Raw genomic sequence first — 24921 nt, 5'->3', positions numbered from 1 at the left:
CATGCACGGGTCCAACCAGCAAGGCATCGAACCGATGGCATCGGCTCGTCGAAGAACTCTCCGTTCGCTGGCTGCGGCGCTCGCGCTCGCGGCCACCGCCGCGACGTCGTGTGCCGCAGTCGAACGCGTCGAAGCCTGGACGCCGCAAGGCGTATCGAGCCCGCAGTTCGAATCGCACGCGGCGTTCGATCCGCGCAACGGCGACTTCTGGTTCGTGCGCAGCTCGCCGAAGTTCGAAGGCTGGCGCATCCTCGTGAGCCACTGCAGCGCCTCTGGCTGGAGCGAACCGCAGCCGCCCGCATTCGCCGGCGACGGCGTCGAAGCCGATCCGTGGTTCACGCCCGATGGCCGCGTGCTCTATTTCATCTCGACGCGCTCGAGCGACGGCACGAAGCGCAAGGACCTCGACATCTGGCGCGTCGAACGCGACGCGGACGGGCGCTGGGGCATGCCGCAGCGCTTGCCCGAGCCGGTCAATTCGACCGCGCAGGAATGGTTCCCGCGTCTCGCCGCCGACGGCTGGCTGTACTTCGGTTCAGGCCGGCCCGGCGGTCGCGGCAAGACCGACATCTGGCGCGCGCGCGAACAGGGCGGCCGCTGGGTCGTCGAGAACGCGGGCGCTGCGTTCAACGGTCCCGGCGACGAGTACGAACCGCTGCCGTCGCCGGACGGCACGTGGATGCTCGTCGAAGGCGACGACAGCTACTATCGCGTGCGTCGCGAGGGCGATCATTGGCTTGCGCGCGAGAAGCTGCCGCCGGAGATCAACCGCAACGGCAGCGAGATCGGCGCGGTGTTCTCGCCGAGCGGTCGCACCGTGCTGTTCGCGCGCGATACGAAAGGACCGTTGTCGGGCGAATTCTTCGTCTGGCACCTCGGTGCGGACGAAGCCTGGCCGCCGGCGTGCCCGGCGGCGAAATGAGTCGCGCGTCGCCGGCCGGCGACGCGCGCGATGCGATCAGGCGCGGCCGGCGAACTCGCCGGTCACCGTATTGACGTTCACCTTCTCGCCGGTGGTGATGTACTCGGGCACCTGGATCTCGATGCCGGTCGACAGCTTGGCCGGCTTCGGGCGCTTCGTCGCGGTCGCGCCCTTGAGTTCGGGCGCGGTCTCGACGACTTCGAGCACGACCGATTGCGGCAGCTGCAGCGCGACCGGCGCGTCCTCGATCAGTTGCACGTAGCAGCCTTCGATGCCGTCGACGAGATAGCCGGCCGCATCGCCGATCGCGCTCGCGTCGAGCGTGTACTGCGTGTAGTCCTCGCTGTCCATGAACACGTAGGCGTCGCCGTCCTTGTACGAGTACGTGACCGCTCGGCGCACGAGTTCGGTTTCGCGCAGGTCGTCCTCGGCGCGCATCGACACGTCGAGCTTGGTGCCGCCGGGCACGCTGTACATGATGAAGCGGAACGTGACGTTGCCGCCGCGGCCCTGCGGCGAGCTGCGCTCGATGTCACGGATCTGCCAGACCCTGCCTTCGTGCTCGACGACGTTGCCTTTCTTGACTTCGGAAGCTCTCATGGGAATGCCAGGTATGGAAATTCGGGTTCGTGGATCCAGGGCGGCCGCCGATCGTCGTTACTTCGGCGCCAGCCGGATCGCGCCGTCGATGCGAATGGTTTCGCCGTTGAGGTAGCGGTTCTGCAGGATGAACGCGACCGTGTCGGCGAATTCCTCGGGCTTGCCGAGGCGCGACGGGTAGGGCACCTGCGCGCACAGCGACTGGTACACCGGGTCCGGCATGCCGTCGACCATCGGCGTGTGGAACACGCCCGGCGCGACGGTCATCACGCGCACGCCGATGCGCGCGAACTCGCGCGCCATCGGCAGCGTCATGCCGACCACGCCGCCCTTCGACGCCGAATACGCGGCCTGGCCGATCTGGCCTTCGAACGCGGCGATCGACGCGGTGTTGACGATCACGCCGCGCTCGCCGTCCTCGCCCGGCGCGTTGTGCTGCATGAGGTCGGCCGCGGCCTTGGCTACGTTGAAGCTGCCGACGAGGTTGACCATCACCGTGGTCGCGAACGTCTTCAGCGGCATCGGGCCTTCCTTGCCGAGCACGCGGCCCGCGCCGAGGATGCCGGCGCAGCTGATCGCGGCGTTGAGGTCCCCGAGCTTCGCGTGCGCATCCTTCAGGGTCGCGGCGACGCCGGCCTCGTCGGTCACGTCGGTGCGGAAGTAGCTCGCGCCGGAACCGAGTTCGGCCGCGGCGGCATGACCCTTCTCGTCGTTGACGTCGAGCAGCGCGACCTTCGCGCCGTGCGCGACGAGATGCCGGGCGACGGCGAAGCCGAGTCCGGACGCGCCGCCGGTCACGACGGCCTTGACCTGATCGAGTTGCATGGGGATTCCAGCGGGAAAACGGGCGCGGATTCTACCAGTCCGCGCGCCTGGGCGGTGCGTGGCCGCCGGCAAGGGCGTTCCACCGTCGCGCGCCGGGCGCATGCGGCATGCCGTGGCGCATTCGTGCGCGGCGCGCCGTAAGAACCTTGCAAGGATGGCACGTCGACCGGCGTGCCACGGCCCGCGCCGGGCGCTCGAACGCACCGGCGCAGCGAACCCGGAGGAACCCTGCACATGAAGCGCCTGCCACTCAGCCTGCTCGCGACCGCGGTCACGCTCGGCCTTTCCACGCCGTCGATCGCGGTTACGCCGACCGCCGGCGGCGACACCGATACGCTCGCGCGCGCACTCGGTGTCGCGGCCGAGCGGCTGCTGCATGTCAGCGCATCGGACGAAACGCTGCTCGACGGACGCGAGCTGCACACGGTCAAGGCGATCGATGCCGCGACCGGCGAGCCGGTCGGGCAGACCTTCAGCAACGGCGCTCCGGTCGATGCGAACCGCCTGCGCGACGAAGCCGGTGCGAACTGGCGCATGGCCTACGGTGCGATGACCCCGGCGTTGCTGGAGCGGATGCAGGGGGCGGCGGCGACCGATCGCGTCGTCGTCGACCTGTGGTACGCGGTCGACCTGCCCGACGACGGGGGCGGCCCGAGCGGCGGCGTAGAGGTGCCGTCGGCGGTCGGCGGCACCGCCGGCGAGGCGGCGGCGGTCGCGAATGGCGACAAGCGCGAAGCGGTGCCGCTCGACGATGCGTTCGCGATCCCGCGCGCGACCGGGGCGCCGGCGATCGTGCCCACGATCGTGCCGGAACGCGAGCCGGCGAAGCCCGACGATGATCCTGCGCACGGTGCGCGTCTCGCGGCCGAACGCGCGGAGCGCGCGGCCGCGGTCGCTGCGGTCGAGGCCGGCAACCAGTTCCGCATCGCCGACCTGCGCGCCGCGCTCGCCGCGCCGCGCGCGGCCATGCTGCAACGGCTCGAAGCGAGTGGCGCGAAGGTCATCTACGCGAGCGACATCGTGCCGTCGATCATCGTCGAACTCGCGCCGGGTCCCGCGTGGTCGGTCGCGCGTTGGTCGGGCGTCGCGATCCTCGACGACACGGGCGGCGAACGTGGCCCGAGCCTCGACATCGCACGCCCGACCGACAACATCACGCCGATCAACGCCGTCGGCTACGACGGCGGCGGCGTGACGGTCGCGGTGGTCGAAGGCGGCCGCATCTACCCGAGCAACCCGTACATGACCGTGTCGCAGAGCCGCGACACGGGCCTGCCCACCGCGGACCACACCACCTGGGTCGGCGGCATCATCGCGAGCACGCACGGCACGCACCACGGCATGGCGTCGAGCAGCACGCTGATCAGCGCGAATGGCGACTACAACACGAGCGGCTCGCTCGAAGCGGCGACCGACTGGGGCGCGGCGCGCGCACAGGTGCTCAACCACAGCTGGGGCACGAAGAACGTCGCGGCGAACACGTTGAACGCATTCGATCGCCGCCTCGACTACATCGCGCGCAACTCGTTCCGCCTCAACGTGCACGCGGCCGGCAACTACGGCGCGCCCAACTGCGGGCAGACGCCGCCGACGACCGTGTACGGCGTCGAGTCGCCGGGGCGCGGCTACAACACGCTCACCGTCGGCGGCTACAACGACCACAACACGATCGGCTGGAGCGACGACGATCGCTACGATTGTTCGGCCAACGGCTGGCCGATCGGCGATGGCGCCGGCGGCACGCACGTCAAGCCCGAGGTCGACGCCGGCGCAGTCGACATCGTTTCGCTCGCGCAGACGACCAGTTCCACCTCGCCGCTCAGCCCCGGCCTGTGGGGCACGAGCTTCGCTGCACCCGCGACCTCCGGGCTCGCCGCCGACCTCATGGAAGCGGACAGCCAGCTCGCCGGTTCGCCGGTCGCGGTGCGCGCGTTGATGATGGTCGGCGCGTTGCGAGCGGCGGGCGACCGGCCGACGATCGATGGCACTGCATCCATCTACGCCACCGAGAACGGCCCGTGGTGGTTCCAGGGCGTCGACGCGTCGACTTTCCCGAAGACCTACGAGGTGTACGCGCACGAAGGGCAGCGCGTGCGCTTCGCGATCAACTGGATGTCCAACGTCACGCTGAGCGGCTCGACCTATTCCAACGACAACATCCCGGCCGACCTCGATCTCACCGTGTACCGCAGCGACGGCACGACGTTCGTCACCAACTCGAACAGCTCCTACAACAATTTCGAACTGGTCGACTTCACTGCTCCGGCGTCCGATACCTACAAGTTCAAGATCACGCTGTTCAACACCTGGAGCGGCAGCGCGACTCCGTTCGCCGCCGCCGCACGCCTCGACGGCAGCCTCCTGTCGCGCGGTACCTGGTGGCATCTCAACGGCGCGCCGAAAGCACAAGGCACGTTCTTCGACATCCGCCCTGACAGCGAATACGCGGGCTGGATCCCGTATTGGCGCGGCGTCTCGTTGCGGCCCGCGGCGAGCGCGGACTACGACCTCGAACTGTACGGTGCGTCGTGGTTCCTCGATCCGGTCAACACGACCGATTCGTTCAATCGCCCGCGGCTCGCGCTGTCGCAATATGGCGGTGGCGGCGCCGTCGACTACATACTGGTCGACGGCAACCATTGGCCGTCGACCCAGCGCGAGTTCTTCCGCGTCAAGACGTATTCGGGCAGCGGCGACTATTCGATCGTCGCTGCGGACGGCGCCTACTACTCGTCGGGCAGCGGCGGGCTGTACGGCCCGTACTCGATGGATGCGAATACCTCGCTGTTCGTGGCCGACATGGGCTTCGAGGCGAACAGCGAGCGGCGCATCACGCTGGTGCCGGACAGCGGGGCCGGTTCGGCCGACATGGGTCTCGCGCTCTACCGATCGAACGGTGCGGATTCGACGACGTGGGCCCAGGGGCGAAGCCAGTACGTCGCATCCGGCGATGCCGCCGGAGCCGGTGGCCAGGAGGCGATCCACTACCGTTTCGATGGTTCCGGATCCGATTTCCTCGGCCTCGCCGTCTACAACAAGACGCAGGGCACGACGCCGACGTTCTACCTGCGCGTGACGCCGAGCGCGATCTTCACCGACGGTTTCGACGGCGATTGACGCCGGCGGTATGCAAGGTGGGCGGATCCGCGCGCGAAGCGCCGATCCGCCTCACAGCTCGCGCAGGTAGAAGCGGTTGCAGCCGTGGTGGCCGGTCGCGCCGAGTGCGTGATCGATGCGGCGGAAACCGCTGGCGAGGTAGAGCGTCTGCGCCGCGTCCATGCCGGTCAGGGTTTCGAGGTAGCAGCGGCGGAAGCCGAGGTCGCGCGCTGCATCGAGGCAACGCGCGATCAGCGCGCGACCGGCGCCGCGGCCGCGCAGCGCGGGCAGGAAGTACATCTTGCGCAGTTCGCAGGTGTCCTCGTCGCCGGCGTCGAGCGGCGCGATGCCGCCGCCGCCGAGCACGACGCGGTCGAGTTCGACGACGAAGTACGCTCGGCGCGGACGCGCGTAGGCGCCGCTCATCGCGCCGACTTCGGCATCATGGATCGCGAAGCCGGGACCGTCGGCGCCGAACTCGGGCATGACCGTGCGGATGATCGCGGCGATCGCCGCGTCGTCGCGCGCTTCGATCGGACGGATCGCCGGGGCGCCTTCGACGGTCGCCACGTCAATCGACCGTGCGGCGGAAGTCGAGGTCGTAGCGTGCACCACCCGTCAATGCGTGCAGGCGCAGGTTCGTGATGCGGATCGGCGCGCCCGGCGCGAGGTCGGCGACGTTCGACTCCGCCATCTCCGCAGGATCGATGATCGTGACGCCACCACCGCCGAGCACTTCGAGTACGTTGTCCGGGCCCACCACGCCCGCGGTCGCGGCATCGAGGCCGAGGCCGAGCGCGAACGGATTCAATGCGAGCGCCGCGAGCAACCGGCCGAGTCGATCGCTCGCATGTCCGCCCTGGTCGATGACCACGCGGTTGGTGAGGCCGAGGCCGGGCGCGAAGTTCGCGCCGCCGCTGCGCGGCGTCGCGCCTTCGGCGCCGTGCGTGAGCATGTGCTCGCACAGGATCGCCGCACCGCCGGCGCAGCCGGCGACCGCCATGCCCTCGGCGTTGCGACGGCGGATCGCCCGCGCGAGCGCGGTGCCGCCGACGAGCGTCGACAACCGCAACGGCTGGTCCGACATCAGCATGACGAGCTGTGCATGGTCGACCGCGTCGAGCAGGGCGCGCTGGTCGCCGTCGGTCCGCGAGCGCAACACCGCGCGTCGCACGTCGCCCGCGCCGGCGGAGTACATGCTGGTTTCGAGGTCGAATTCCGCGCCGGCGTTTTCCGACGCGACGAGCATGACCACGCGTGGCTGCGTGCCGAGCATCGCGAACAGGCGCGTGAGCAACCGCGTTCCGCGCTCGTCCGCATCGAGCTCGCCGCAGGCGACGATCAGGCCACGGTGACGGTCGGGCGCAAGCTTGGCGGGCATCGGCGTCTCGCAGTGGGAGTCCGTCAGCGAGTATAGCGAGGATGGCGATGTCGCCGTCGCCACGGCGACGGGCTGCCGCAATGGTTGGATCCGCGGGCACGCGAGGCGTGCACGGTGCTCGCGGCCGCGGCGCGTCGAGCCTGGCGCCGTAGGTCCATCGCCGCTGCGCGCTCCCGGGCATGCGCGATCCGCCGATCCGGGCGACCGCGCACCGTGGTGGTCGTGAACATGGCGGCTGGCGTGCCTGGCCATGAATGCGATGGCTGGCACGCCGTTTGACCGACATGAAGCCGTTGTCCGGCGATTGACGACGCGCTCCGGCGGGAGGACATTCGCCTCCCCGGCGCGGGCGCGCCGGGTCACAACGCTTCGAACGGGGAGACAGCCATGCTCGCAACCTGGTTGATGAAACGTTCTCTCGCGCTTCCGCTGCTCGTGCTGTGCGCCGCGACCGCCGTCGCCGGCGGGAAGGACAAGGCCAGCGACACGATCCACAACGACAAGACCAAGATGGAAGGCAAGGCGCGTTCCGACGCCGACCTCATCGCGAGCGCGATGAAGGCCGCGCCCGCCAGCGTCGCGAAGAATGCGACCGTGATCGGCATGGATGCGAAGGGCATGCGCACCGTGCGCAAGGGCAGCAACGGCTTCACCTGCATGGCCGACAATCCCGCGACGCCGGGTCCGGACCCGATGTGCATGGATGCGAATGCGATGCTGTGGGTGCAGGCGCTCATGGATCACAAGGATCCACCCGCCGGCAAGGTCGGCTTCATGTACATGCTCGCGGGCGGCACCGACGCGAGCAACACCGACCCGCACGCGACGAAGCCGGACGCGAACAACCACTGGATCCAGACCGGGCCCCACGTGATGGTCGTCGGCGCCGATGCGAGCTTCTACGAGGCCTATCCAAAATCACCCGATCCCGACACCTCGCAGCCGTACGTGATGTGGGCGGGTACGAAGTACCAGCATTTGATGGCACCGGTGCATTAACGGCGGGACGCTGCGCTGGGCTTTCTTGGTTCCCCTCTACCGCTTGCGGGAGAAGGTAGGGTGAGGGTGCTTTTGCGGTGCGCTTCGTTGTTCTTGAGAGCAGCACAGCTTCATTAAAAAGAAGGGCACCCGGAGGAAGAGCAGCGCGCTCCTGCGCGCAGAAGCAAGAGCATCTCGGCTTCCGCGGCTCCCACGGGAGAAGCAGGCGGCAGCGATCGATTCAAATACGTCCGGCAGGTGCGTGCTGCTGTGGGAGCGACGGATGCCGATGCTTCCGGGCCCCCTTCAGCGGCGGTGAATGGCGGCCGGATCGGCCCTAAGGAGCGCGCACGGGATGTGCGTGCGTTCGCCGTCGGCGCAGGAGGCGCCGTCGGCGAACCCCGGCCGACGTTCACGCACCCGGAAGGCAGGATGCCTGGAGGGCGCCGCTGTTGGGTGTCCTTTTTCTTGGTGACTTTCTTTGGACAAGCCAAAGAGAAGTCACCGGCCCGCAGGGATGCGGGACGAATGCGCACGGACGCGGGTCGGTCATCGCGAAAGAAGCGGTGCTGCTTCGACGAACGAGCGCAATTGCGCACTCTCTGAGCGAGCTGGCCTTTACCGCGCAAGCAACAGACGTGAAGCCGAAACGCGGATGCGATGGAGAAAAAAATTCAACCAACCGCCGCCCGCGCCACGCGACTCGACGTCGCGCGACCGAGCTGTTCGCTGATCCAGAGGCCGGTCGCGATCAGCGCGGGCAGGTCGATGCCGGTCGCGATGCCCATGCCTTCGAGCATGTAGACGACGTCCTCGCTCGCGACGTTGCCGGTCGCGCCCTTGGCGTAGGGGCAGCCGCCGGTGCCGGAGACGGAGCTGTCGACGACGGACACGCCTTCCTCGAGGCAGGCGAGGATGTTCGCGAGCGCCTGGCCGCGCGTGTCGTGGAAGTGCACGGCGAGTGCGTCGACCGGCACTTCGCCGGCGACCGCGCGCAGCATCGCGCGCGCCTTCAGCGGCGTGCCGATGCCGATCGTGTCGCCGAGCGACACTTCGTAGCAGCCGAGGTCGTGCAGGCGCCTGGCGACGCGCACGACATCGGCGACCGGCACGTCGCCCTGGTACGGGCAACCGAGCACGGTGGAGACGTAGCCGCGCACGCGCACGCCGTCCGCGGCCGCGCGTTCGAGCACGGGCAGGAAGCGCTCGATCGATTCGTCGATCGACGCATTGATGTTCTTGCGGTTGAACGCCTCGCTCGCCGCGGTGAAGATCGCGACCTCGCGCGCTCCGACCTCTCGCGCGCGCTCGTAGCCCTGGAGGTTCGGCACGAGCACGGGGTAGGCGACGCCCTCGCGCTTGGCGATGCCGGCGAACACCTCGGCCGCGTCGGCGAGCTGGGGCACCCATTTCGGGCTGACGAAACTGGTCGCTTCGATCGTGCGCAGGCCCGTCGCGGAAAGGCGGTCGATCAGTTCGATCTTGGTCGCGGCGGGAATGATCGTCTTCTCGTTCTGCAGGCCGTCGCGTGCGCCGACCTCGACGATGCGGACCGCGCTCGGCGTGCTCATCGGCGCGGCTCCTGCGCGGCACCGCGCTGCAGCGAGCGCTCGAAGTCCTGCAGGTCCTCGCGGCTGCGCGTGAACACGAGCGAGGGCTTCGATTCGAACAGGTCATGGCGCCGCACGAGGTCGAGCATCTGCTGGCGACCGCCGCGCACGTACACGTGCAGTTCGTTGCGGCTCTTCTGCACGGTGCCCTCGAGCGTACCGTCGACGACGAGCTTCGCCGCCTTCGCATCGTCGACCTTGCGCACTTCGAGGCGGTCGCCGCGCACGCGGTACTTGGCGAAGAAGAACGATTTCTGCGGCGGCGGATCGATGTCGTACGGCGCCTTGAGGTCGACCAGGCCGTGCAGTGCAGCGTCGGATACGACGACGTAGTCGTCGCCGTGCGCGTGCACGTAGTTGATCGGCACGCGCGTGCGCTTGAGCGGCCCGCCTGCCTCGGGTTGTTCGAGCAGGGTGAACGCGCACGCTTCGTCGACGGCGAAACCGGTCAGGTGGCGTTCGCCGTCCGCGCGGCGCATGTCGTCGTCGGCCTCGAACCACAGGCCCTTCCATGCGGTGTCGCAGGTCTCGATGTTGTCGCCGAGCGGTGACTCGAAGCGCGTCTCGACGCAGGCGCCCAGCACGGCGCAGGCGAGCGCGGGCAGCAGGAAGCGGATCATCGGGCGCATCGATCGGTACTCCTCGGGATGTCATCCGCACGCGTGCACGGCGGGTGGGCTCAGTCGACGACGGTGTGCAAGCCGAGCCAGGTTTCGTCGTAGGTATAGGTTTCGCAACGGCGATCAAGCTCGGCGTAGTCGTCGGCGAGCGACGCCTTCGCGCGCGCGTAGTCGGCTTCGTCGCGCCAACGGTCGATCGTGAGCCACGTCGCCGGCTCGCCGTGCAGCTTGAGCAGCTCGGTGCCGGCGTAGCCTTGCGCGCGCTCGAACAGGTGCGCCCAGTCGCCACGCGGGCCGTACGCGCGCACGAACGCGTCGGCCATCTCCGGTTGCACGCGGAAGCGCCAGATCGCCGCGATCATCGCCGCTCATCCGGCCTTGGCGAGGCGCACGAGCACCGCGTCGGCCTCGACGAAATCGCCGGCCGCCGCCTGCACGCCTTCGACGCGACCCGCACGCGGCGCCTTCAGGCTCAGCTCCATCTTCATCGCTTCCATCACGAGCAGTTCCTGGCCTTCGGCGACCTCGTCGCCGGGCTTGGCCTTGACCACGACGACGCGACCGGGCATCGGCGCGACGACGCGATCGCCGCTCGCGGCCGCCGCGGCCGCGTACGCGAACGCGGGCGCATGCGTCCAGCTGCGGCGGCGTTCGCCGTCGTGCACGGTCACGCGCCCGTCGTCGAGCACGGTATGCCAGCGGCGCGTGACGCCGTCGAACGACGCCGACAGCATGCCGCCGTGCAACGACGCGCGTTCGACCTCGCAATGCGCGCCGCCGGCATCGAGGCGATAGCGCCCGTGCGCACCGTGTGCGCCGACTTCGACGCGCGTGCCGCGGTCGAGCAGGGCGACGATGCGCTTGCCCGGATGGCCGAGGCGCCAGCCGTCCGCGTGCGCCCACGGCGAATACGGGTCGCCGGATGCGCGCGCGAGGCGCGGCGCGGCCGCTTCCTCGTGCAGCAGCCAGGCGACCGTGGCGGCGAACAGCTCGAGCGAACCCGCGTCCGTGTCGGCACGCGGCGCGAGGAACTCCTCGAGGTGACGGTCGAGGTAACCCGTGTCGATGCGCCCTTCGACCACCGCCGGATGGCGCACGAGTCGCTCGAGGAATTCGACGTTCGATTTCGGCCCGACCACCGCGCACGCGGCGAGCGCTTCGCGCATGCGCACGAGCGCGGACTCGCGCGTCGCGTCCCAGACGATGAGCTTGGCGATCATCGGGTCGTAGAAGATCGTCACGGTGTCGCCTTCGACGACGCCGGAATCGACGCGCACGTGCGCCGATGGCGCGGGCAAGTGCAGCTTTTCGAGTTTGCCCGAGCCGGGCAGGAAGCCCTGGTCGGGGTCCTCCGCGTACAGGCGCAGCTCGATCGCGTGGCCGTTCGCCGGCACCGACTTGTTGCGGATGAGCGAGCCCGGCAGTTCCTCGCCGGCGGCGACGCGCAGCTGCAGTTCGACCAGATCGAGGCCGAGCACCATCTCGGTGACCGGATGCTCGACCTGCAGGCGCGTGTTGATCTCCATGAAGTAGAAATCGCCTGCCGGGCCGACGATGAACTCGACCGTGCCCGCGTTGACGTAGTCGAGCGCGCGCGCGGCGGCGACCGCGGCCTCGCCCATTTTCGCGCGCAGCTCCGGCGTCACGAACGGCGAGGGTGTTTCCTCGAGCACCTTCTGGTAGCGGCGCTGCGCCGAGCACTCGCGCTCGTTGAGGTGGACTATGTTGCCGTGGCGGTCGCCGAACACCTGGAACTCGATGTGGCGCGGCTGCTCGATGTAGCGCTCGAGCAGCACGCGCTCGCGGCCGAACGCATTCTTCGCCTCGCGCTGGCAGCTCTCGAGGTTCGGTGCGAATTCCTCGGCCGAGCGCACGATGCGCATGCCCTTGCCGCCGCCGCCGTGGGCGGCCTTGATCATGAGCGGGAAGCCGATGCGCGTCGCTTCGCGCGCGAGCAGCGCGGGGTCCTGGACCTCGCCGGTATAGCCGGGCACGACCGGAACGCCGCGCGCGGACATGAGTTCCTTCGCCCCGGCCTTCGAGCCCATGCGCCGCATCGAATCGGCGGCGGGGCCGATGAAGGCGATGCCCGCGCGCTCGACCGCCTCGGCGAAGTCCGCGTTCTCCGACAGGAAGCCGTAGCCCGGATGGATCGCCTGCGCGCCGCTGCTGCGCGCGACCTCGATGATCGCGTCGCCGCGCAGGTACGAATCCGCGGGGCGCGGTCCGCCGATGGGATAGGCGACGTCGGCGAGGCGCGCGTGCTGCGCGGTCGCGTCGGCTTCGGAGAACACCGCGACGGTCTCGATGCCGAGGCGGCGGCAGGTGCGGATCACGCGGCAGGCGATTTCGCCGCGGTTGGCGATCAGGATGCGCTTGAACATGGGTGGCTTCAGGCTTGCGGGGCGTGGCAGACGGCTTCGATGTTGTGCCCGTCGGGGTCGAGCACGAAGGCGCCGTAATAGTGCTCATGATAATGCGGGCGCAGGCCCGGCGCGCCGTTGTCGCGCCCGCCCGCGGCGAGCGCGGCGCGATGGAACGCATCGACGGCGGCGCGCGAACCCGCGGCGAACGCGACGTGGGTCGAGCCGCTGCGTGCCTCGCCGGTGCCGATCCAGAAGTGCGGCCGCCCCGGCGGACCGAAGCCGGTGCCTTCGTAGCCGCCGCTCTGTTCCTTCGTCACGTCCATGACCGGCGCGTAGCCGAGCGGCGCGAGCGCCTGCACGTAGAACGCGCGGCTGCGCGCGAAATCGCTGACCGAGAATCCCAGGTGGTCGATCATCGCATCCTCCTGTTGCGCGGGACGGTTACGGTAGCATGCGCGCTCGATCGATGGTCGCGACGGATGCGAGGACGATGATGCAACAGGGCGCGGGCGCATGGCTCGAACGCGGTCGCGCGCAGGTGCTGCGCGGCGACGTCGACGGCGCGATGGCGACGTTCGCGGCCGCGCTCGCCGAGCATCCGGGCTCGGCCGACCTCGTCGTCGCGCTCGCCGGCCTCGAATGGCAGCGTGGTCGCACGAGCGACGCCGAGGCGCGCCTGCAGGGCCTGCTCGAACGCGAACAGGGCCAACTCGCCGCCGCGTTCCTGCTCGCGCGCCTGCAACGCGAGCAGGCGCGCATGGGCGCGGTCGAGCGCACGCTGCGCGCGGTCGACTGGCGCGCGGCGCGCGTCGGCGAGCGCATCCAGGCGATCGAACTGCTCGACGACTGCGGCCGCAAGCGTGCCGCGCTCGATCTCGCCGAGGCGGCGATCGGCGTGCATGCGGACGATGCGCGCCTGCACGCATACGCGGGCATGCTCGCGATGCAGCTCGGCGAGTTCGAGCTCGCGCGCGAGCGCTACGCGTTCGCGCTGCGAAACGATCCGCGCGCGCTCGAATGGCAGTCCGCCTACGGCTACGCCGTGTCGAAGCGCTACGCCGACGGCGACGATGCCGATTTCGCGCTCATGCAGGATTTCGTTGCGCGTCCGCAACTCGCCGATGCCGCGCGCGCATCGGTGCTGTTCGGCCTCGGCAAGATGCACGACGACGTGGGACGACCGGCGCTCGCGGCCGAGAACCTGCGCGAAGCGAATCGCCTCGTCGCGGCGCAGCTGCCGTGGTCGGCGAAGGACTGGCGCCGCCTCGTCGCCGCGCGACTGGATGCGAAAGCCATCGCTTCCTCAACGAGCGTCGGCAGCGACGACGACTTCGCGCCGGTGTTCGTGCTCGGCCTGCCGCGCTCGGGCACGACGCTCGTCGCCGACTGGCTCGCGCGCCATCCGGCCGTCTGCAACCGCGGCGAGCTCCCGCTCGTCGCGCGGCTCGCCGCCGACGTCGCGCGCGCGGCGAACCCCGCCGTCGCGCGCGAGGCCGCGGCGCGCATGTATCGGATCCAGGTGCGCGAAGACGACACGCAGGCACGCTGGTTCATCGACAAGCAGCCGCTGAACTTCCTGCACGTCGATTTCATCCTCGCGGCGTTACCGCATGCGCGCATCGTGTATTGCCGGCGGCACGTGCGCGACACGGCGCTGTCGATCTGGATGCAGCACTTCGCGGGACCCGAATACGCGTTCGCCTACGACTTCGAGCGCATCGCCGCGGTCGCGCAAGGCGAGCAGCGCTTGCGCACGGCCGCATTGCAACGACACGGCGCGCGCGTGCGCGAAGTGAGCTACGAGGACTTCGTCGCTGATCCGCTCGCGGCGACGAACGCGCTGGCGACGTGGATCGGCTTGCCCCCGCACGATTTCTCGCGAACGTCGGCGGCGGAGCGCGTGATCAGTACCGCGAGCGCCTGGCAGGCGCGCCAACCCGTGCATGCTCGTTCGATCGGACGCTGGCGCACGTACGCGGACTACTTGCCCGAGTTGCTCGGCTTCGCCGACGACTAATCGACGCGCGCGCACCCTGTGCGCGACCGCGGCATCGAACCGTGCCGCGTCGCCGGCCCACAGGCTCCTAGGAAGAGGGTGACGCGGGTTTTCGCTTCGCTTTCGCCGCCGATGTCGAGCGCGCGGTCGCGCGCTGCCGCAAGCCTTTCAGCAACACCGGAAACACCTCGTACAGGAATGCGTGCGCGAGCGCGAACGGGTCGATCGAGGCGAGTTCGCGGCGATCGGTCGCGGCGAGGATCCACGGTACGACGAGGGCACCGTCGCGCAGCGACGAGTGTCCGGGCGTGGCCGCGGAGAACACGACGCGCAGCGTCTGCGCGTGGATGATGCGATTGAGCGCGTCGCGGAAGTCGGCCACGCGTTCGCCGACGGCATCGGCGTCGCCGTCCCAGCGCGACTGGCGCAGCTTGAAGCGCAGGTCGGGCGGGAGGATTTCGAGGGCACGCCGCGCGTTCAGCGCGAACGCGCTGGCGACCTCGATGATCGTCGTCGTCGCCGCATCCTGCACGAGGCCGTGGTCGGCGGGATATTGCGCGCTCGCGAGCGCCCACAGCTTGACCGCTTCGTCGGATGCGCGATCGATCGAAACGCGGACGATGAGATCGGCGAGCACGGCGTTGCTCCGTTCAGCGCACCCAATCCGGCGCGCGCTTGTCGAGGAACGCGCCCAATCCGTGCTGTCCTTCGGCCGACACGCGCAGGCGCGCGATCAGCGCCGCGTTCTCCTCGTCGATGCGCTCGGCTGATTCGCGCGTCATGCCGCCGATGCGCAGCGCGAGGCGCTTCGCCTCGTCCTGCGCGAGCGGGCCGCCCTTGCCGAGGAAGTGCACGCAGCGGTCGACCGCTTCGTCGAGCTGGTCGGCGGCGACCGTCTCGTGCAGCAGGCCGATGCGCGCCGCGATCGCGGCGTCGAACACCTCGCCGCTGACGAACAGGCGACGCGCCTGGCGCACGCCGATCGCGGCGATCACGTAGGGCGAGATCACCGCGGGCACGAGGCCGAGCTTCACTTCGCTCAGCGAGAACTTCGCGCCGTCGACGCCGATCGCGACGTCGCAGCAGGCGACGAGGCCGACGCCGCCGCCGTAGGCCGAGCCGTTCACGCGCGCGATGGTCGGCTTGGAGAGGAAGTTCAGCGTGCGCATGAGCGTCGCCAGGCGCAGCGAATCGGTGCGGTTGTCCGCTTCGCTCGCCTGCGCCATGCCGCGCATCCAGTTGAGGTCGGCGCCGGCCGAGAACGATGCACCGATGCCGGTCAGCACGACCACGCGCACGGCCGGGTTGTGCTCGACGCCGAGCAGGGCGGCCGTGAGGTCGGCGATGAGCGCGTCGTCGAACGCGTTGTGCACCTGGGCGCGGTTCAGCGAGATCGTCGCGACGTGGCCGACGACGGTGACGAGCACGGCTTCGCTCATGGGGGACTCCATCCGGGGAGCGCGATCATAGCGAGCTGCCCGCGGGACGCCCACGCAGCGCTGCCGGCGTCGGCCGGCACGCCAAGCAGTGCTTGGCGCGGCATGGCTATCGCTTGCGGCCCATTGCCGAGTATAATGCGAACCATTCTTATTTGCGTGCAGTACTGGCGTGCGGCTATCGGACATGAAGAAGGGTGCTACCGGTGTCGTCACCGCGGTCGAGGACACCTACTCGGCCGACCCGATCGCGCGGCGCCTGCGTGAGCTCGGTTTCGTACAGGGTGAACCCGTGCGCGTGGTCGCACGCGGCCCGCTCGGCGGCGATCCGTTGCTGGTGCAGATCGGCTACACGCGCTTCGCGTTGCGCAAGGCGGAGGCCGCGCGCGTGAGCGTCGCGGTGGAGGCGGCCGCGTGAACGCCGTCGCGTCCTCGTTGCGCATCGCCCTGGTCGGCAATCCGAACTGCGGCAAGACGGCGTTGTTCAATCGCCTCACCGGTGCGCACCAGAAGGTCGCGAACTACGCGGGCGTCACGGTGGAGCGCAAGGAAGGCCGCTTCGTCGCGCCGTCCGGGCGCGTGCTGCAGCTGCTCGACCTCCCCGGCGCGTACAGCCTCGACGCGGCAAGCCCCGACGAGGCGATCACGCGCGACATCTGCGAAGGCCGCCATCCCGGCGAACCCGCGCCGGATCTCATCGTCTGCGTCGCCGACGCGACCAACCTGCGCCTGCACCTGCGTTTCGTGCTCGAACTCAAGCGCCTCGGCCGGCCGATGGTGCTCGCGCTCAACATGATCGACGCCGCCGACAAGCGCGGCATCCGCATCGACACGGCTGCGCTCGAATCCGCACTCGGCATGCCCGTGGTCGAGACGATCGCGGTGAAGCAGGGCGGGGCAGCCGCGCTCGTCGCGCGACTCGACGCGATGCCCGCGGCGTCGACTGCCCCTGTGGGAGCGCCGGGAGGCGCGATGCTTTTCCCGCCGGAAGCAAAGGGCATCGCGCCTCCCGGCGCTCCCACAGAAGCCGGGGAAAACGACCTGCACGCGCAGGTACGCGCGCTGCTCGCCGCGACCGTGACGATGCCGCGCGCGACCTCCGCGACCGACGACGCGATCGACGCGGTCGTGCTGCACCCGGTCGCCGGGCTCGCGATCCTCGCGACGGTGATGTTCCTGATCTTCCAGGCCGTGTTCTCCTGGGCGGCGCCGCTGCAGGACGCGGTGTCGGCCGCGGTCGCCGCGAGCGGCGCGTGGGTCGGTGGCCTGCTCGCCTCGATGCCGCTGCTGCAGAGCCTCGTCACCGACGGCATCTTCGCGGGACTGGGCACCGTGCTCGAATTCCTGCCGCAGATCCTCGTGCTGTTCCTGTTCATCCTCGTGCTCGAGGAGTCGGGCTACCTGCCGCGCGCGGCGTTCCTGCTCGACAAGCTCATGTTCAAGGCGGGCCTTACCGGCCGCTCGTTCATCCCGCTGCTGTCGAGCTTCGCCTGCGCGATTCCCGGCATCATGGCGACGCGCAGCATCGCCGATCCGCGCGACCGCCTCACCACGATCCTGGTTGCGCCGTTGATGACGTGTTCGGCGCGCCTGCCGGTGTACACGCTGCTGATCGCCGCGTTCATCCCGCGCCACGACGTGCTCGGCGTGTTCAACCTGCAGGGCGTCGTGCTGTTCACGCTGTACTTCGCCGGCATCGCGAGCGCGCTCGCGGTGGCGTGGGTGATCAAGCGCCTGCGCAGCGACAAGAGCGACCATGCGCTGATCATGGAACTGCCGTCGTACCGCATGCCCAATCCGCGCGACGTGCTATGGGGGCTGTGGGAGCGCGCGAAGATCTTCCTGCGCCGCGTCGGCGGCATCCTGCTCGCGCTGACCGTGCTGCTGTGGTTCCTGTCGAGCTTCCCGGCGCCGCCGGACGGTGCGACGCAGCCGCCGATCGACTACAGCTTCGCCGGCCACATCGGCAAGTGGATGGCGGTCGTGTTCGCGCCGATCGGCTTCAACTGGCAGATCTGCGTCGCGCTGATCCCGGGCCTCGCCGCGCGCGAGGTCGCGGTGTCCTCGCTCGCGACCGTGTACGCGCTGTCGGCCGCCGACGGCGCGGACGCCGCGCTCGGCACGGCGATCGCCGCGCAATGGTCGCTCGCGACCGCGTTGTCGCTGCTCGCCTGGTACGTGTTCGCGCCGCAGTGCATGTCGACGCTCGCGGTGATCCGCCGCGAGACGAATTCGTGGCGCAACGTGTGGATCGCCGCGGGCTACCTGTTCGGCCTCGCGTACCTCGCGTCGTTCGTCACCTACCAGGTCGGGAGGGCGTTCGCATGAGCGCGTCGCTGCTGCAGGCGGTCGTGATCGCGGCGATCGTCGCGTGGAGCGCGTGGTTCGCGCTGCATCGACTGTTGCCGGTGACGACGCGGCGCCTGCAGGCGCGCCTGCTCGCACCGCTCGATCGCGCCGGCATGCCGGCGTGGCTGCGCACGCTCGGTGCGCGCCTGCAGCCGAAGGCGACCACCGGCGCGAGCTGCGGCGACGGCTGTTCGAGCTGCGGCGGCTGCTCCGCCGCGCAGGCGCGACCGGTCGACGCGCCGCTGCCGCTCGCGTTCCGACCGCGCAAGACGCACTGAATCGCACCCGAACGACCGGGCGCTCGGGACGCCATCGCGGTCGTTCGTTGCGGCAGAATCGCGCACCGACACGCAGCAGTCGCACGTGTCCGTACCCTGCGCTGTGCCCGATGCCACGCCGCCGTCGTCCGCGACGCGTTCGACGGCGCCGCACCCTGGAGGACGATGATGAATACGCCTGTCTCCCGTCTGTTCGCCGCGACGTTCGCAGCCTGTGCGGCTTGCGTTGCGCATGCCGAGTCGCGCGCACTCGACCCCGCGAGTCTCTGGCTCGGCGGATATTTCACCAACGCCGACTTCACGCTGCGCGCGAGTGCGGACGCCGGCAACATCGATACCGGACGCGTCGATCTCGCATCGGGCCACGAGACGCTCGGCCGCGCGCGCCTGGATCTCGTGTTCTGGGAATCGCAGGGCTCACGTTCGACTACTACGCGTTCGGCCGCTCGAGCAGCCACGTGCTCGACCAGCCGTTCTCGTACGAGGGCACGGCGTACGACCTGCATTCCACGCTGACCGGCAAATTCGACCTCTCCGCCGGCAGCGCGGCGTGGCGCTGGTGGTTCGGCGGCGAGGACGACGTGTTCGGTCTCGGCCTCGGCGCGGCCTACTATCAGGCGAAGCTGCGCGTGAGCGGTTCGGCCACGGTCGACGACGTCACGGTGCAGGCCACCCAGCGCTGGGACGAGGATACGGTCGCGCCGCTCGTCACGCTCGGCTACAAGCACGCGTTCTCGCAGAACCTGCGCGTCTACCTCGACGCCTCCGGCGTACGCAAGAACGGCGGCACGCTGTCGGGGCACATCTACGACGCGCGCGTCGGCCTCGAGTGGTTCCCCTGGCACGCGGTCGGCATCGGTGCCGAGTACGGCGTGTCGCGCATCCACGTCAAGCGCGACGGCTCGTCCTACGACGCCGCCCTCGACGTCGATCTGGACGGCCCTTCGCTGTTCGCGCGCTTCCGCTTCTGATCTACGAACGTCTTCGTCAATGAGCAACCGTTGCAACAGGTGCCCTGTGCAGAATGGGGCCGTGGCCTAGGCGCGGCGCATTCGAGCACGCGCCCGCCACGCCCCCATGCACACAGGGAGAGTTCCATGAAGCGGATCCTGTTCACCGGTGTCGTCATCGCCAGCCTGCTCGCCGGTTGCAGCACGATGGAGCAGAAGAGGGACGCGGCGAAGGCCGACCAGCAAGCGCAGGACGAGTCGCTGTGCCGGCGCCTCGGGCATGCCGACGGTTCGGCGGGTTTCTCCGATTGCATGAGCCAGCAGCTCGCCGAACACCAGCACGAGCAGGGCGAGAAGACGAAGAAGTGGCACGAGGACGAGGCCAAGCGCGACCAGGCGTGGCAGATGCGCAAGGACAGCGCGTCGTCGTCGGGCGTGAGCGCGAATCCGCAGCGCTGAAGCGCGCCTTGCGCAAGCGCGCGGTCGTCGCTGAACGGCGACGATCGCGCGCCGCGGCCCGTTTCCGTCGCGTGGTCGCGGCGGCGGTTGGCTGGCCTACAATGCGCGGATGGACATCTACAGCCTGCATCGCGGCACCACGCCGCTGATCGTGAGCCTGCCGCACGACGGCAGCTTCGTTCCGGCCGACCTCGCGCAGCGCTTCATGCCTTCGGCGCGACGCGTGCCCGATACCGACTGGCACGTCTCGCGCCTGTACGCGTTCGCGCTCGAGATGGGCGCGTCGATGATCGTGCCGAACCACTCGCGCTACGTCGTCGACCTCAACCGCCCGTCCGACGATGCTTCGCTCTATCCGGGGCAGAACACCACGGGCCTGTGCCCGATCGTGCAGTTCAGCGGCGAGCCCGTGTACCAGGCCGGCGAGGAGCCGCATCGCAGCGAGATCGCGCGCCGCGTCGAGACGTACTGGCAGCCGTACCACGACGCGCTCGCCGCGGAGATCGCGCGCGTGCGCGATGCGCACGGGCGCGTCGTGCTGTGGGAAGGCCATTCGATCCGCAGCGTCGTGCCGTTCCTGTTCGACGGTCGCCTGCCGGATTTCAACCTCGGCACCTCGGCCGGCGCGAGTTGCACGCCGGCGCTGCAGGCGCGCCTGGCGACGATCCTCGGCGCGCAGTCGCGCTACTCGCACGTCGTCAACGGCCGTTTCAAGGGCGGCTACATCACGCGCCACTACGGGCGGCCGGAAGAGGGCGTCGAGGCGATCCAGCTCGAACTCGCCCAGCTCAACTACATGGACGAAGACACGTTCGACTATGCGCCCGAACGCGCGGCGCCGACGCAGGCGCTGATCCGCGCGTTGCTGCAGGCGTGCCTCGACGAGGCGTGACGCGCATCGCGTGACGTGCGCCACGTCACGCTGTCACGCGATGGTGCGCGGAACGTAACGCGCACTCCATCGCGACGTCATCGAACCTCGCGACACTGCGCGCGGCTCGCAGCGGCCCGCAGCGCGCAGCCTTCATGCTCGTACGCCGACCGGCGCGCGTCCCGCGCGCCGTGGCGTGCTGCTGCGGGGACTCGACACGGACCCCTGCACCATGACGTCGAACCATCGTCGCGATTTCCTGCGCTTCGCCGCCGGATCACTCGGCGCGGCCGCTGCCGCGAGCCTGCTGCCGCCCGCGATCCGCAAGGCGCTCGCGCTGCCCGCGAACAACCGCACCGGCACGATCCAGGACATCGAACACATCGTGATCCTCATGCAGGAGAACCGGTCGTTCGACCACTACTTCGGCACCTTGCGCGGCGTACGCGGCTTCGGCGATCCGCGCCCGATCAGCCTGCCGGGCGGCAACCCGGTGTGGATGCAGCCGAACGGCACCGGCCACGTGATGCCGTTCCGCCCGCACGCGGGCGACCTCGGCCTGCAGTACATGGAAGGCACGCCGCACAACTGGCCCGACGCGCACGGCGCGTGGAACCGCGGCCGCTTCGACGCGTGGGTGCCGAACAAGGGCACGACGACGATGGCGTACTTCACGCGCGAGGACATCCCGTTCCACTACGCGCTCGCCGACGCCTTCACCGTGTGCGACGCGTACCACTGCTCGCTGATGGGCGCGACCGATCCGAACCGCTACCACCTGTGGACCGGCTGGGTCGGCAACGACGGCAACGGCGGCGGCCCGGTGGTCGACAATTCCGAACTCGGCTACGGCTGGACGACGTATCCGGAGCGGCTCGAAAGCGCGGGCATCTCCTGGAAGATCTACCAGGACGTCGGCGACGGCCTCGACGCCGCCGGCAGCTGGGGCTGGACCAGCGATCCGTACATCGGCAACTACGGCGACAACTCGCTGCTGTACTTCGACCAGTACCGCAACGCGTCGCCCGGCAGCGCGCTGTACGACAAGGCGCGCACCGGCACCGACGTGAAGAACGGCGGCGACTACTTCGACGTGCTGCGCGCCGACGTCGCCAACGGCACCTTGCCGCAGGTGTCGTGGATCGCCGCGCCGGAAGCGTTCTCCGAACATTCCAACTGGCCCGCCAACTTCGGCGCCTGGTACGTCGCGCAGGTGCTCGACATCCTCACCTCCAACCCGGAGCTCTGGAGCAAGACCGCGTTGTTCATCACCTACGACGAGAACGACGGCTTCTTCGACCACGTGCCGCCGCCGTACGCGCCGTGGTCGAGCAGCGTCGGCGCGTCGACGGTCGACACGCGCGACGAGTTCTTCGCCGGCGCCGGCAACTACACGGCCAACCCGTACGGGCTCGGCAATCGCGTGCCGATGATCATCGTCTCGCCGTGGACGCGCGGCGGCTGGGTCTGTTCGGAAGTGTTCGACCACACCTCGCTGATCCGCTTCATCGAGCAGCGTTTCGCCGGCGGCAATCCGGCGCTGGTCGAGTCGAACATCACGCCGTGGCGCCGCGCGGTCTGCGGCGACCTCACGTCCGCGTTCAATTTCGCCACGCCGAACGACAGCGTGCCCGCGCTGCCGTCGACCGACGGCTACGAGCCGCCCGACAACATCCGCCATCCCGACTACGTGCCGACGCCGCCCGCGCATCCACGCATGCCCGTGCAGGAGCCCGGCGTGCGTCCGGCGCGACCGCTGCCGTACGCGTTCGACGTCGCCGGCCGCGTCGGCAGCGGCGACGGCCGCTACTGGCTCGACTTCGCCAACACCGGCGCCGCGGGTGCGTCGTTCCACGTCTACTCGGGCAATCGTTCCGACGGTCCGTGGACGTACACGCTCGCCGCGGGCACGACGCTGTCGGACTACTGGAGCGTCGACGCGGTCACCGACGGCATCTACTCGCTGTCGGTGTACGGCCCGAACGGTTTCCTGCGTGCGTTCGCGGGCGACTTCGACGCGGCCGTGGCCAGCGGCCCGGCAAGCCCGGAGATCGCACTGTCCTACGACGCACCGTCCGACGGCCTCGTCCTGCACATCACCAACCACGGGGCGAGTTCGTGCGTGCTCACCCTGCGCGCGCTGCGTTACGCCGACGGTGCGCCGCAGGCGATCGCCCTCGACGGCGGCCAGACCATCGACGTGCCGTGGCCGCTCGGCGCGAGCGCGCACTGGTACGACTTCGTGCTCACGTCCGACCACGACAAGTGGTTCGAACGCCGCCTCGCCGGCCACGTCGAGACCGGCGCACCGAGCACGAGCGATCCCGCGTACGGCGAGCAGCCGCAGCAGCGCATCTTCGCCGACGGCTTCGAGCCCGCGATGCGCTGACGGCAACCGCCTGACGATCAGGGGGCGCAGGCCGGAGCGGTGCACACCCCCGTCGCCGCTCCGGCCTCGCGCGTCGAGCTCGCGCACATACCTCTCCCGCTCGCGGGAGAGGTCGCGCCGCAGGCGCGGGTGAGGGGTAGGGCGTGTCGACGCCACGATGCTCGTTGACGCCCGCTTTCCCTCATCCGCCTCCGGCACCTTCTCCCGCAAGCGAGAGAAGGAAACACCGGGACGCTGAGGGATGGCTTCGAGGCCTTGCCTACCGGTCGAACGCGTCGGCGAACACGAGATCGAAACGCGCGCGCACGAAGGTGACGTAGTCGTCGCCGGTCGAGTCGTCCTCGAAGAACGTGCGCCCGAGCATGAGCAGGCTGTCGTCGATGCGGTCGTAGGCGATCGCGTGCATCTGCACGTAGTCGCCGGTCTGGCCCGTGTTCGTCGGATCGGCGATCGTGTAGCTGTTCCAGCCGTCGTGGCCGAAGCTCGCGTCGATGCTGCCGTCGGCGAACGTGCGCACGAGGGTGTACTGCGTGCGGTGCGTGAACGGCGCGCCGAACGGGAACGAGATCGTGCCCATCACGATGCGCCGGTTCGGCAGCAGCACGACGCCGTCGCGCTGTTCGAAGAAGCCGAACAGCGACGGCTGCGTGCTGAGCCGGAAGATGCGCAGGCCGAACGACGGCACGATCTGCCCGCTCGCGTCGAAACGCGCGAGCATGAGGCAGCAGCTCACGCCACCGTCGCTGCTCATGCCCGAGACGACGAGGCTGCCGTCCTCGTCGAGCGCGAGCGCGGTCGCGATGAGGCGATCGTAGCCCTGCGGTGGCTCGAGATCGACGACGCCGTCGCCGTCCCACGACGGGTCCGGCGTGCCGTCCTCGTTCAGCTGCACGACGACGAGGTTCGGCCCGTGCGTGTTGCCGCGATCGCCACCGACGAGGATGCGGCCGTCGGCGCGCACGGCGAGCGCGTAGAGATCGGCGAACCCGTTCGTCGTCGGCACGACGACGACGGTGCCGCCGTGCGTACCGAACGCTTCGTCGGCGACGCCGTCGGCAGTGAAACGGTGCACGCGCAATTCCAGCGGACCGGCTTCACCGGCGAGCACGTAACGCCCTTGCGCGTCGCGCGCGAAACCCATCGCGTCGAACCCCGCGGGCGGAAGGTCGGCGCCGCCACCGAACCCGACGACGACGGAACCGTCGCCGTCGAGCCGCACGAGGCACGACCCGGCCCACACCACCACGCCGCCCGCGCCGTCATCGGCGAGCCGCACGTTGCGCGAGGCGCCGCACGCGGGCAGGGTGACGCGACCACCGCCGAGGCCGCCGAACGTCGCGTCCGGCGTACCGTTGCGCAGCGAGCGGCCGACCCAGACGCTGCCGTCGTCGAGCGGCGCCGCCCACAGGTAGCGCCCGTCTTCGCGCTGCAGCAGGTCACCGGTCGGCTTGGTGCCGTTGCCGCCGCCGACCAGCGGACGCGTGATCGCGACCTGGCCGCCGTCGCCGAAGGTCGGGTCGGCGTCGCCGTCGAGCGCGCGTGCGTTCGTGGTGATCGACAGGGCGAATACGCATGCGGCAACCCAGCGTGTCATCGCGACTCCTCCCAAGGCGCGCGCGCGGCGCGCACGTGTGCCGCCGGTTACGTTCCGCAGAGTATCGCGCCGGGTTGCGTTCTCGCACGGCGCTCTACCGCACGCGCTTCGGTGTAGGAGCCCACCCTGTGGGCGACCGGTGTCGCGGCGAGACTCGATGCCGCGGTCGCGCACAGGGTGCGCTCCTACCGCAGGCGCTTT

General features: G+C 69.7%; 23 protein-coding genes. 11 read left to right on the top strand and 12 right to left on the bottom strand.

Annotated elements, in window-relative coordinates; all coding sequences use genetic code 11:
- Nucleotides 1-34: 34 nt before the first annotated feature.
- Nucleotides 35-922: a TolB family protein gene (locus FHW12_RS03070; RefSeq protein ID WP_182529515.1), complete on the top strand. Its 888-nt coding sequence runs from the start codon at nt 35-37 to the stop codon at nt 920-922.
- Between the two features lie 36 nt (nt 923-958).
- Here the strand turns inward: FHW12_RS03070 and yeiP are convergent, their stop codons facing one another.
- Nucleotides 959-1522, bottom strand: a complete 564-nt coding sequence (yeiP, locus tag FHW12_RS03065) for an elongation factor P-like protein YeiP (RefSeq protein WP_182529514.1) — start codon at nt 1520-1522, stop codon at nt 959-961.
- 57 nt (nt 1523-1579) lie between these two features.
- Entirely contained in the window at nt 1580-2347 is a 768-nt protein-coding gene (locus FHW12_RS03060) for an SDR family NAD(P)-dependent oxidoreductase (RefSeq protein WP_182529513.1), read from the bottom strand.
- Between the two features lie 234 nt (nt 2348-2581).
- Here FHW12_RS03060 and FHW12_RS03055 point away from each other — a divergent pair, with 234 nt between their 5' ends.
- Complete coding sequence (locus FHW12_RS03055; RefSeq protein WP_182529512.1) at nt 2582-5464, top strand: S8 family serine peptidase; 2883 nt, start codon at nt 2582-2584, stop codon at nt 5462-5464.
- Nucleotides 5465-5515: 51 nt separating this feature from the next.
- Here the strand turns inward: FHW12_RS03055 and FHW12_RS03050 are convergent, their stop codons facing one another.
- Both FHW12_RS03050 and FHW12_RS03045 read right to left on the bottom strand, forming a co-directional pair.
- Nucleotides 5516-6013: a GNAT family N-acetyltransferase gene (locus FHW12_RS03050; RefSeq protein ID WP_310735119.1), complete on the bottom strand. Its 498-nt coding sequence runs from the start codon at nt 6011-6013 to the stop codon at nt 5516-5518.
- A 1-nt stretch (nt 6014) separates the two neighbouring features.
- Nucleotides 6015-6824, bottom strand: coding sequence for a cyanophycinase (locus FHW12_RS03045; RefSeq protein ID WP_182529511.1), 810 nt, complete (start codon nt 6822-6824; stop codon nt 6015-6017).
- 405 nt (nt 6825-7229) lie between these two features.
- Between FHW12_RS03045 and FHW12_RS03040 the strand changes: the two genes are divergently transcribed.
- Entirely contained in the window at nt 7230-7823 is a 594-nt protein-coding gene (locus tag FHW12_RS03040; RefSeq protein ID WP_259392804.1) for a hypothetical protein, read from the top strand.
- 653 nt (nt 7824-8476) lie between these two features.
- Here FHW12_RS03040 and FHW12_RS03035 read toward each other — a convergent pair.
- From FHW12_RS03035 to FHW12_RS03015, 5 genes are read right to left on the bottom strand one after another with little or no spacing between them, the layout of a single operon-like run.
- A complete protein-coding gene (locus FHW12_RS03035; RefSeq protein ID WP_182529510.1) occupies nt 8477-9373 on the bottom strand; it encodes a hydroxymethylglutaryl-CoA lyase in 897 nt (298 codons plus the stop codon).
- Nucleotides 9370-10041: a hypothetical protein gene (locus FHW12_RS03030; RefSeq protein WP_182529509.1), complete on the bottom strand. Its 672-nt coding sequence runs from the start codon at nt 10039-10041 to the stop codon at nt 9370-9372. The genes FHW12_RS03035 and FHW12_RS03030 overlap by 4 nt, the downstream gene beginning before the upstream one ends.
- Nucleotides 10042-10091: 50 nt before the next feature.
- Nucleotides 10092-10394: an antibiotic biosynthesis monooxygenase family protein gene (locus FHW12_RS03025; RefSeq protein WP_182529508.1), complete on the bottom strand. Its 303-nt coding sequence runs from the start codon at nt 10392-10394 to the stop codon at nt 10092-10094.
- 6 nt (nt 10395-10400) lie between these two features.
- Nucleotides 10401-12416: an acetyl/propionyl/methylcrotonyl-CoA carboxylase subunit alpha gene (locus FHW12_RS03020; RefSeq protein WP_182529507.1), complete on the bottom strand. Its 2016-nt coding sequence runs from the start codon at nt 12414-12416 to the stop codon at nt 10401-10403.
- A gap of 8 nt (nt 12417-12424) precedes the next feature.
- On the bottom strand, nt 12425-12814 hold the full coding sequence (locus tag FHW12_RS03015) for a VOC family protein (protein WP_182529506.1): 390 nt from the start codon (nt 12812-12814) through the stop codon (nt 12425-12427).
- 74 nt (nt 12815-12888) lie between these two features.
- On the opposite strand from FHW12_RS03015, the gene FHW12_RS03010 reads away from it, so the two are divergent.
- Complete coding sequence (locus tag FHW12_RS03010) at nt 12889-14415, top strand: tetratricopeptide repeat-containing sulfotransferase family protein (RefSeq protein ID WP_182529505.1); 1527 nt, start codon at nt 12889-12891, stop codon at nt 14413-14415.
- 67 nt (nt 14416-14482) lie between these two features.
- Here the strand turns inward: FHW12_RS03010 and FHW12_RS03005 are convergent, their stop codons facing one another.
- Nucleotides 14483-15031, bottom strand: coding sequence for a hypothetical protein (locus FHW12_RS03005; RefSeq protein WP_182529504.1), 549 nt, complete (start codon nt 15029-15031; stop codon nt 14483-14485).
- 13 nt (nt 15032-15044) lie between these two features.
- A complete protein-coding gene (locus FHW12_RS03000) occupies nt 15045-15833 on the bottom strand; it encodes an enoyl-CoA hydratase-related protein (protein WP_182529503.1) in 789 nt (262 codons plus the stop codon).
- 169 nt (nt 15834-16002) lie between these two features.
- On the opposite strand from FHW12_RS03000, the gene FHW12_RS02995 reads away from it, so the two are divergent.
- From FHW12_RS02995 to FHW12_RS02965, 7 genes are all read left to right on the top strand, one after another.
- Entirely contained in the window at nt 16003-16248 is a 246-nt protein-coding gene (locus tag FHW12_RS02995) for a FeoA family protein (protein ID WP_182529502.1), read from the top strand.
- Nucleotides 16245-18158 (top strand): ferrous iron transporter B, encoded by a 1914-nt coding sequence (feoB, locus tag FHW12_RS02990; protein ID WP_182529501.1) that lies wholly within the window; start codon nt 16245-16247, stop codon nt 18156-18158. Before FHW12_RS02995 ends, feoB begins: the two co-directional genes overlap by 4 nt.
- Nucleotides 18155-18457 carry a DUF6587 family protein gene (locus FHW12_RS02985; RefSeq protein WP_182529500.1) on the top strand — a complete coding sequence of 101 codons (303 nt, stop codon included), beginning with the start codon at nt 18155-18157 and terminating at the stop codon, nt 18455-18457. Before feoB ends, FHW12_RS02985 begins: the two co-directional genes overlap by 4 nt.
- Nucleotides 18458-18915: 458 nt before the next feature.
- Nucleotides 18916-19428 (top strand): hypothetical protein, encoded by a 513-nt coding sequence (locus tag FHW12_RS02980; RefSeq protein ID WP_182529499.1) that lies wholly within the window; start codon nt 18916-18918, stop codon nt 19426-19428.
- A gap of 126 nt (nt 19429-19554) precedes the next feature.
- A complete protein-coding gene (locus FHW12_RS02975) occupies nt 19555-19866 on the top strand; it encodes a hypothetical protein (RefSeq protein WP_182529498.1) in 312 nt (103 codons plus the stop codon).
- 109 nt (nt 19867-19975) lie between these two features.
- Entirely contained in the window at nt 19976-20758 is a 783-nt protein-coding gene (hutG, locus tag FHW12_RS02970; RefSeq protein WP_182529497.1) for an N-formylglutamate deformylase, read from the top strand.
- A gap of 211 nt (nt 20759-20969) precedes the next feature.
- Nucleotides 20970-23126, top strand: coding sequence for a phosphocholine-specific phospholipase C (locus FHW12_RS02965; RefSeq protein ID WP_182529496.1), 2157 nt, complete (start codon nt 20970-20972; stop codon nt 23124-23126).
- Nucleotides 23127-23385: 259 nt separating this feature from the next.
- On the opposite strand, the gene FHW12_RS02960 is transcribed toward FHW12_RS02965, so the two are convergent.
- Complete coding sequence (locus tag FHW12_RS02960) at nt 23386-24720, bottom strand: delta-60 repeat domain-containing protein (protein ID WP_182529495.1); 1335 nt, start codon at nt 24718-24720, stop codon at nt 23386-23388.
- Nucleotides 24721-24921 lie beyond the last annotated feature (201 nt).

Origin of the sequence: Dokdonella fugitiva, from assembly GCF_014138265.1 — a bacterium.
GTDB classification, from domain to species: Bacteria; Pseudomonadota; Gammaproteobacteria; order Xanthomonadales; family Rhodanobacteraceae; genus Dokdonella_A; species Dokdonella_A fugitiva_A.
The sequence above is the reverse complement of the archived record's forward strand: the minus strand, read 5'-3'. Positions and strand labels throughout refer to the sequence as shown.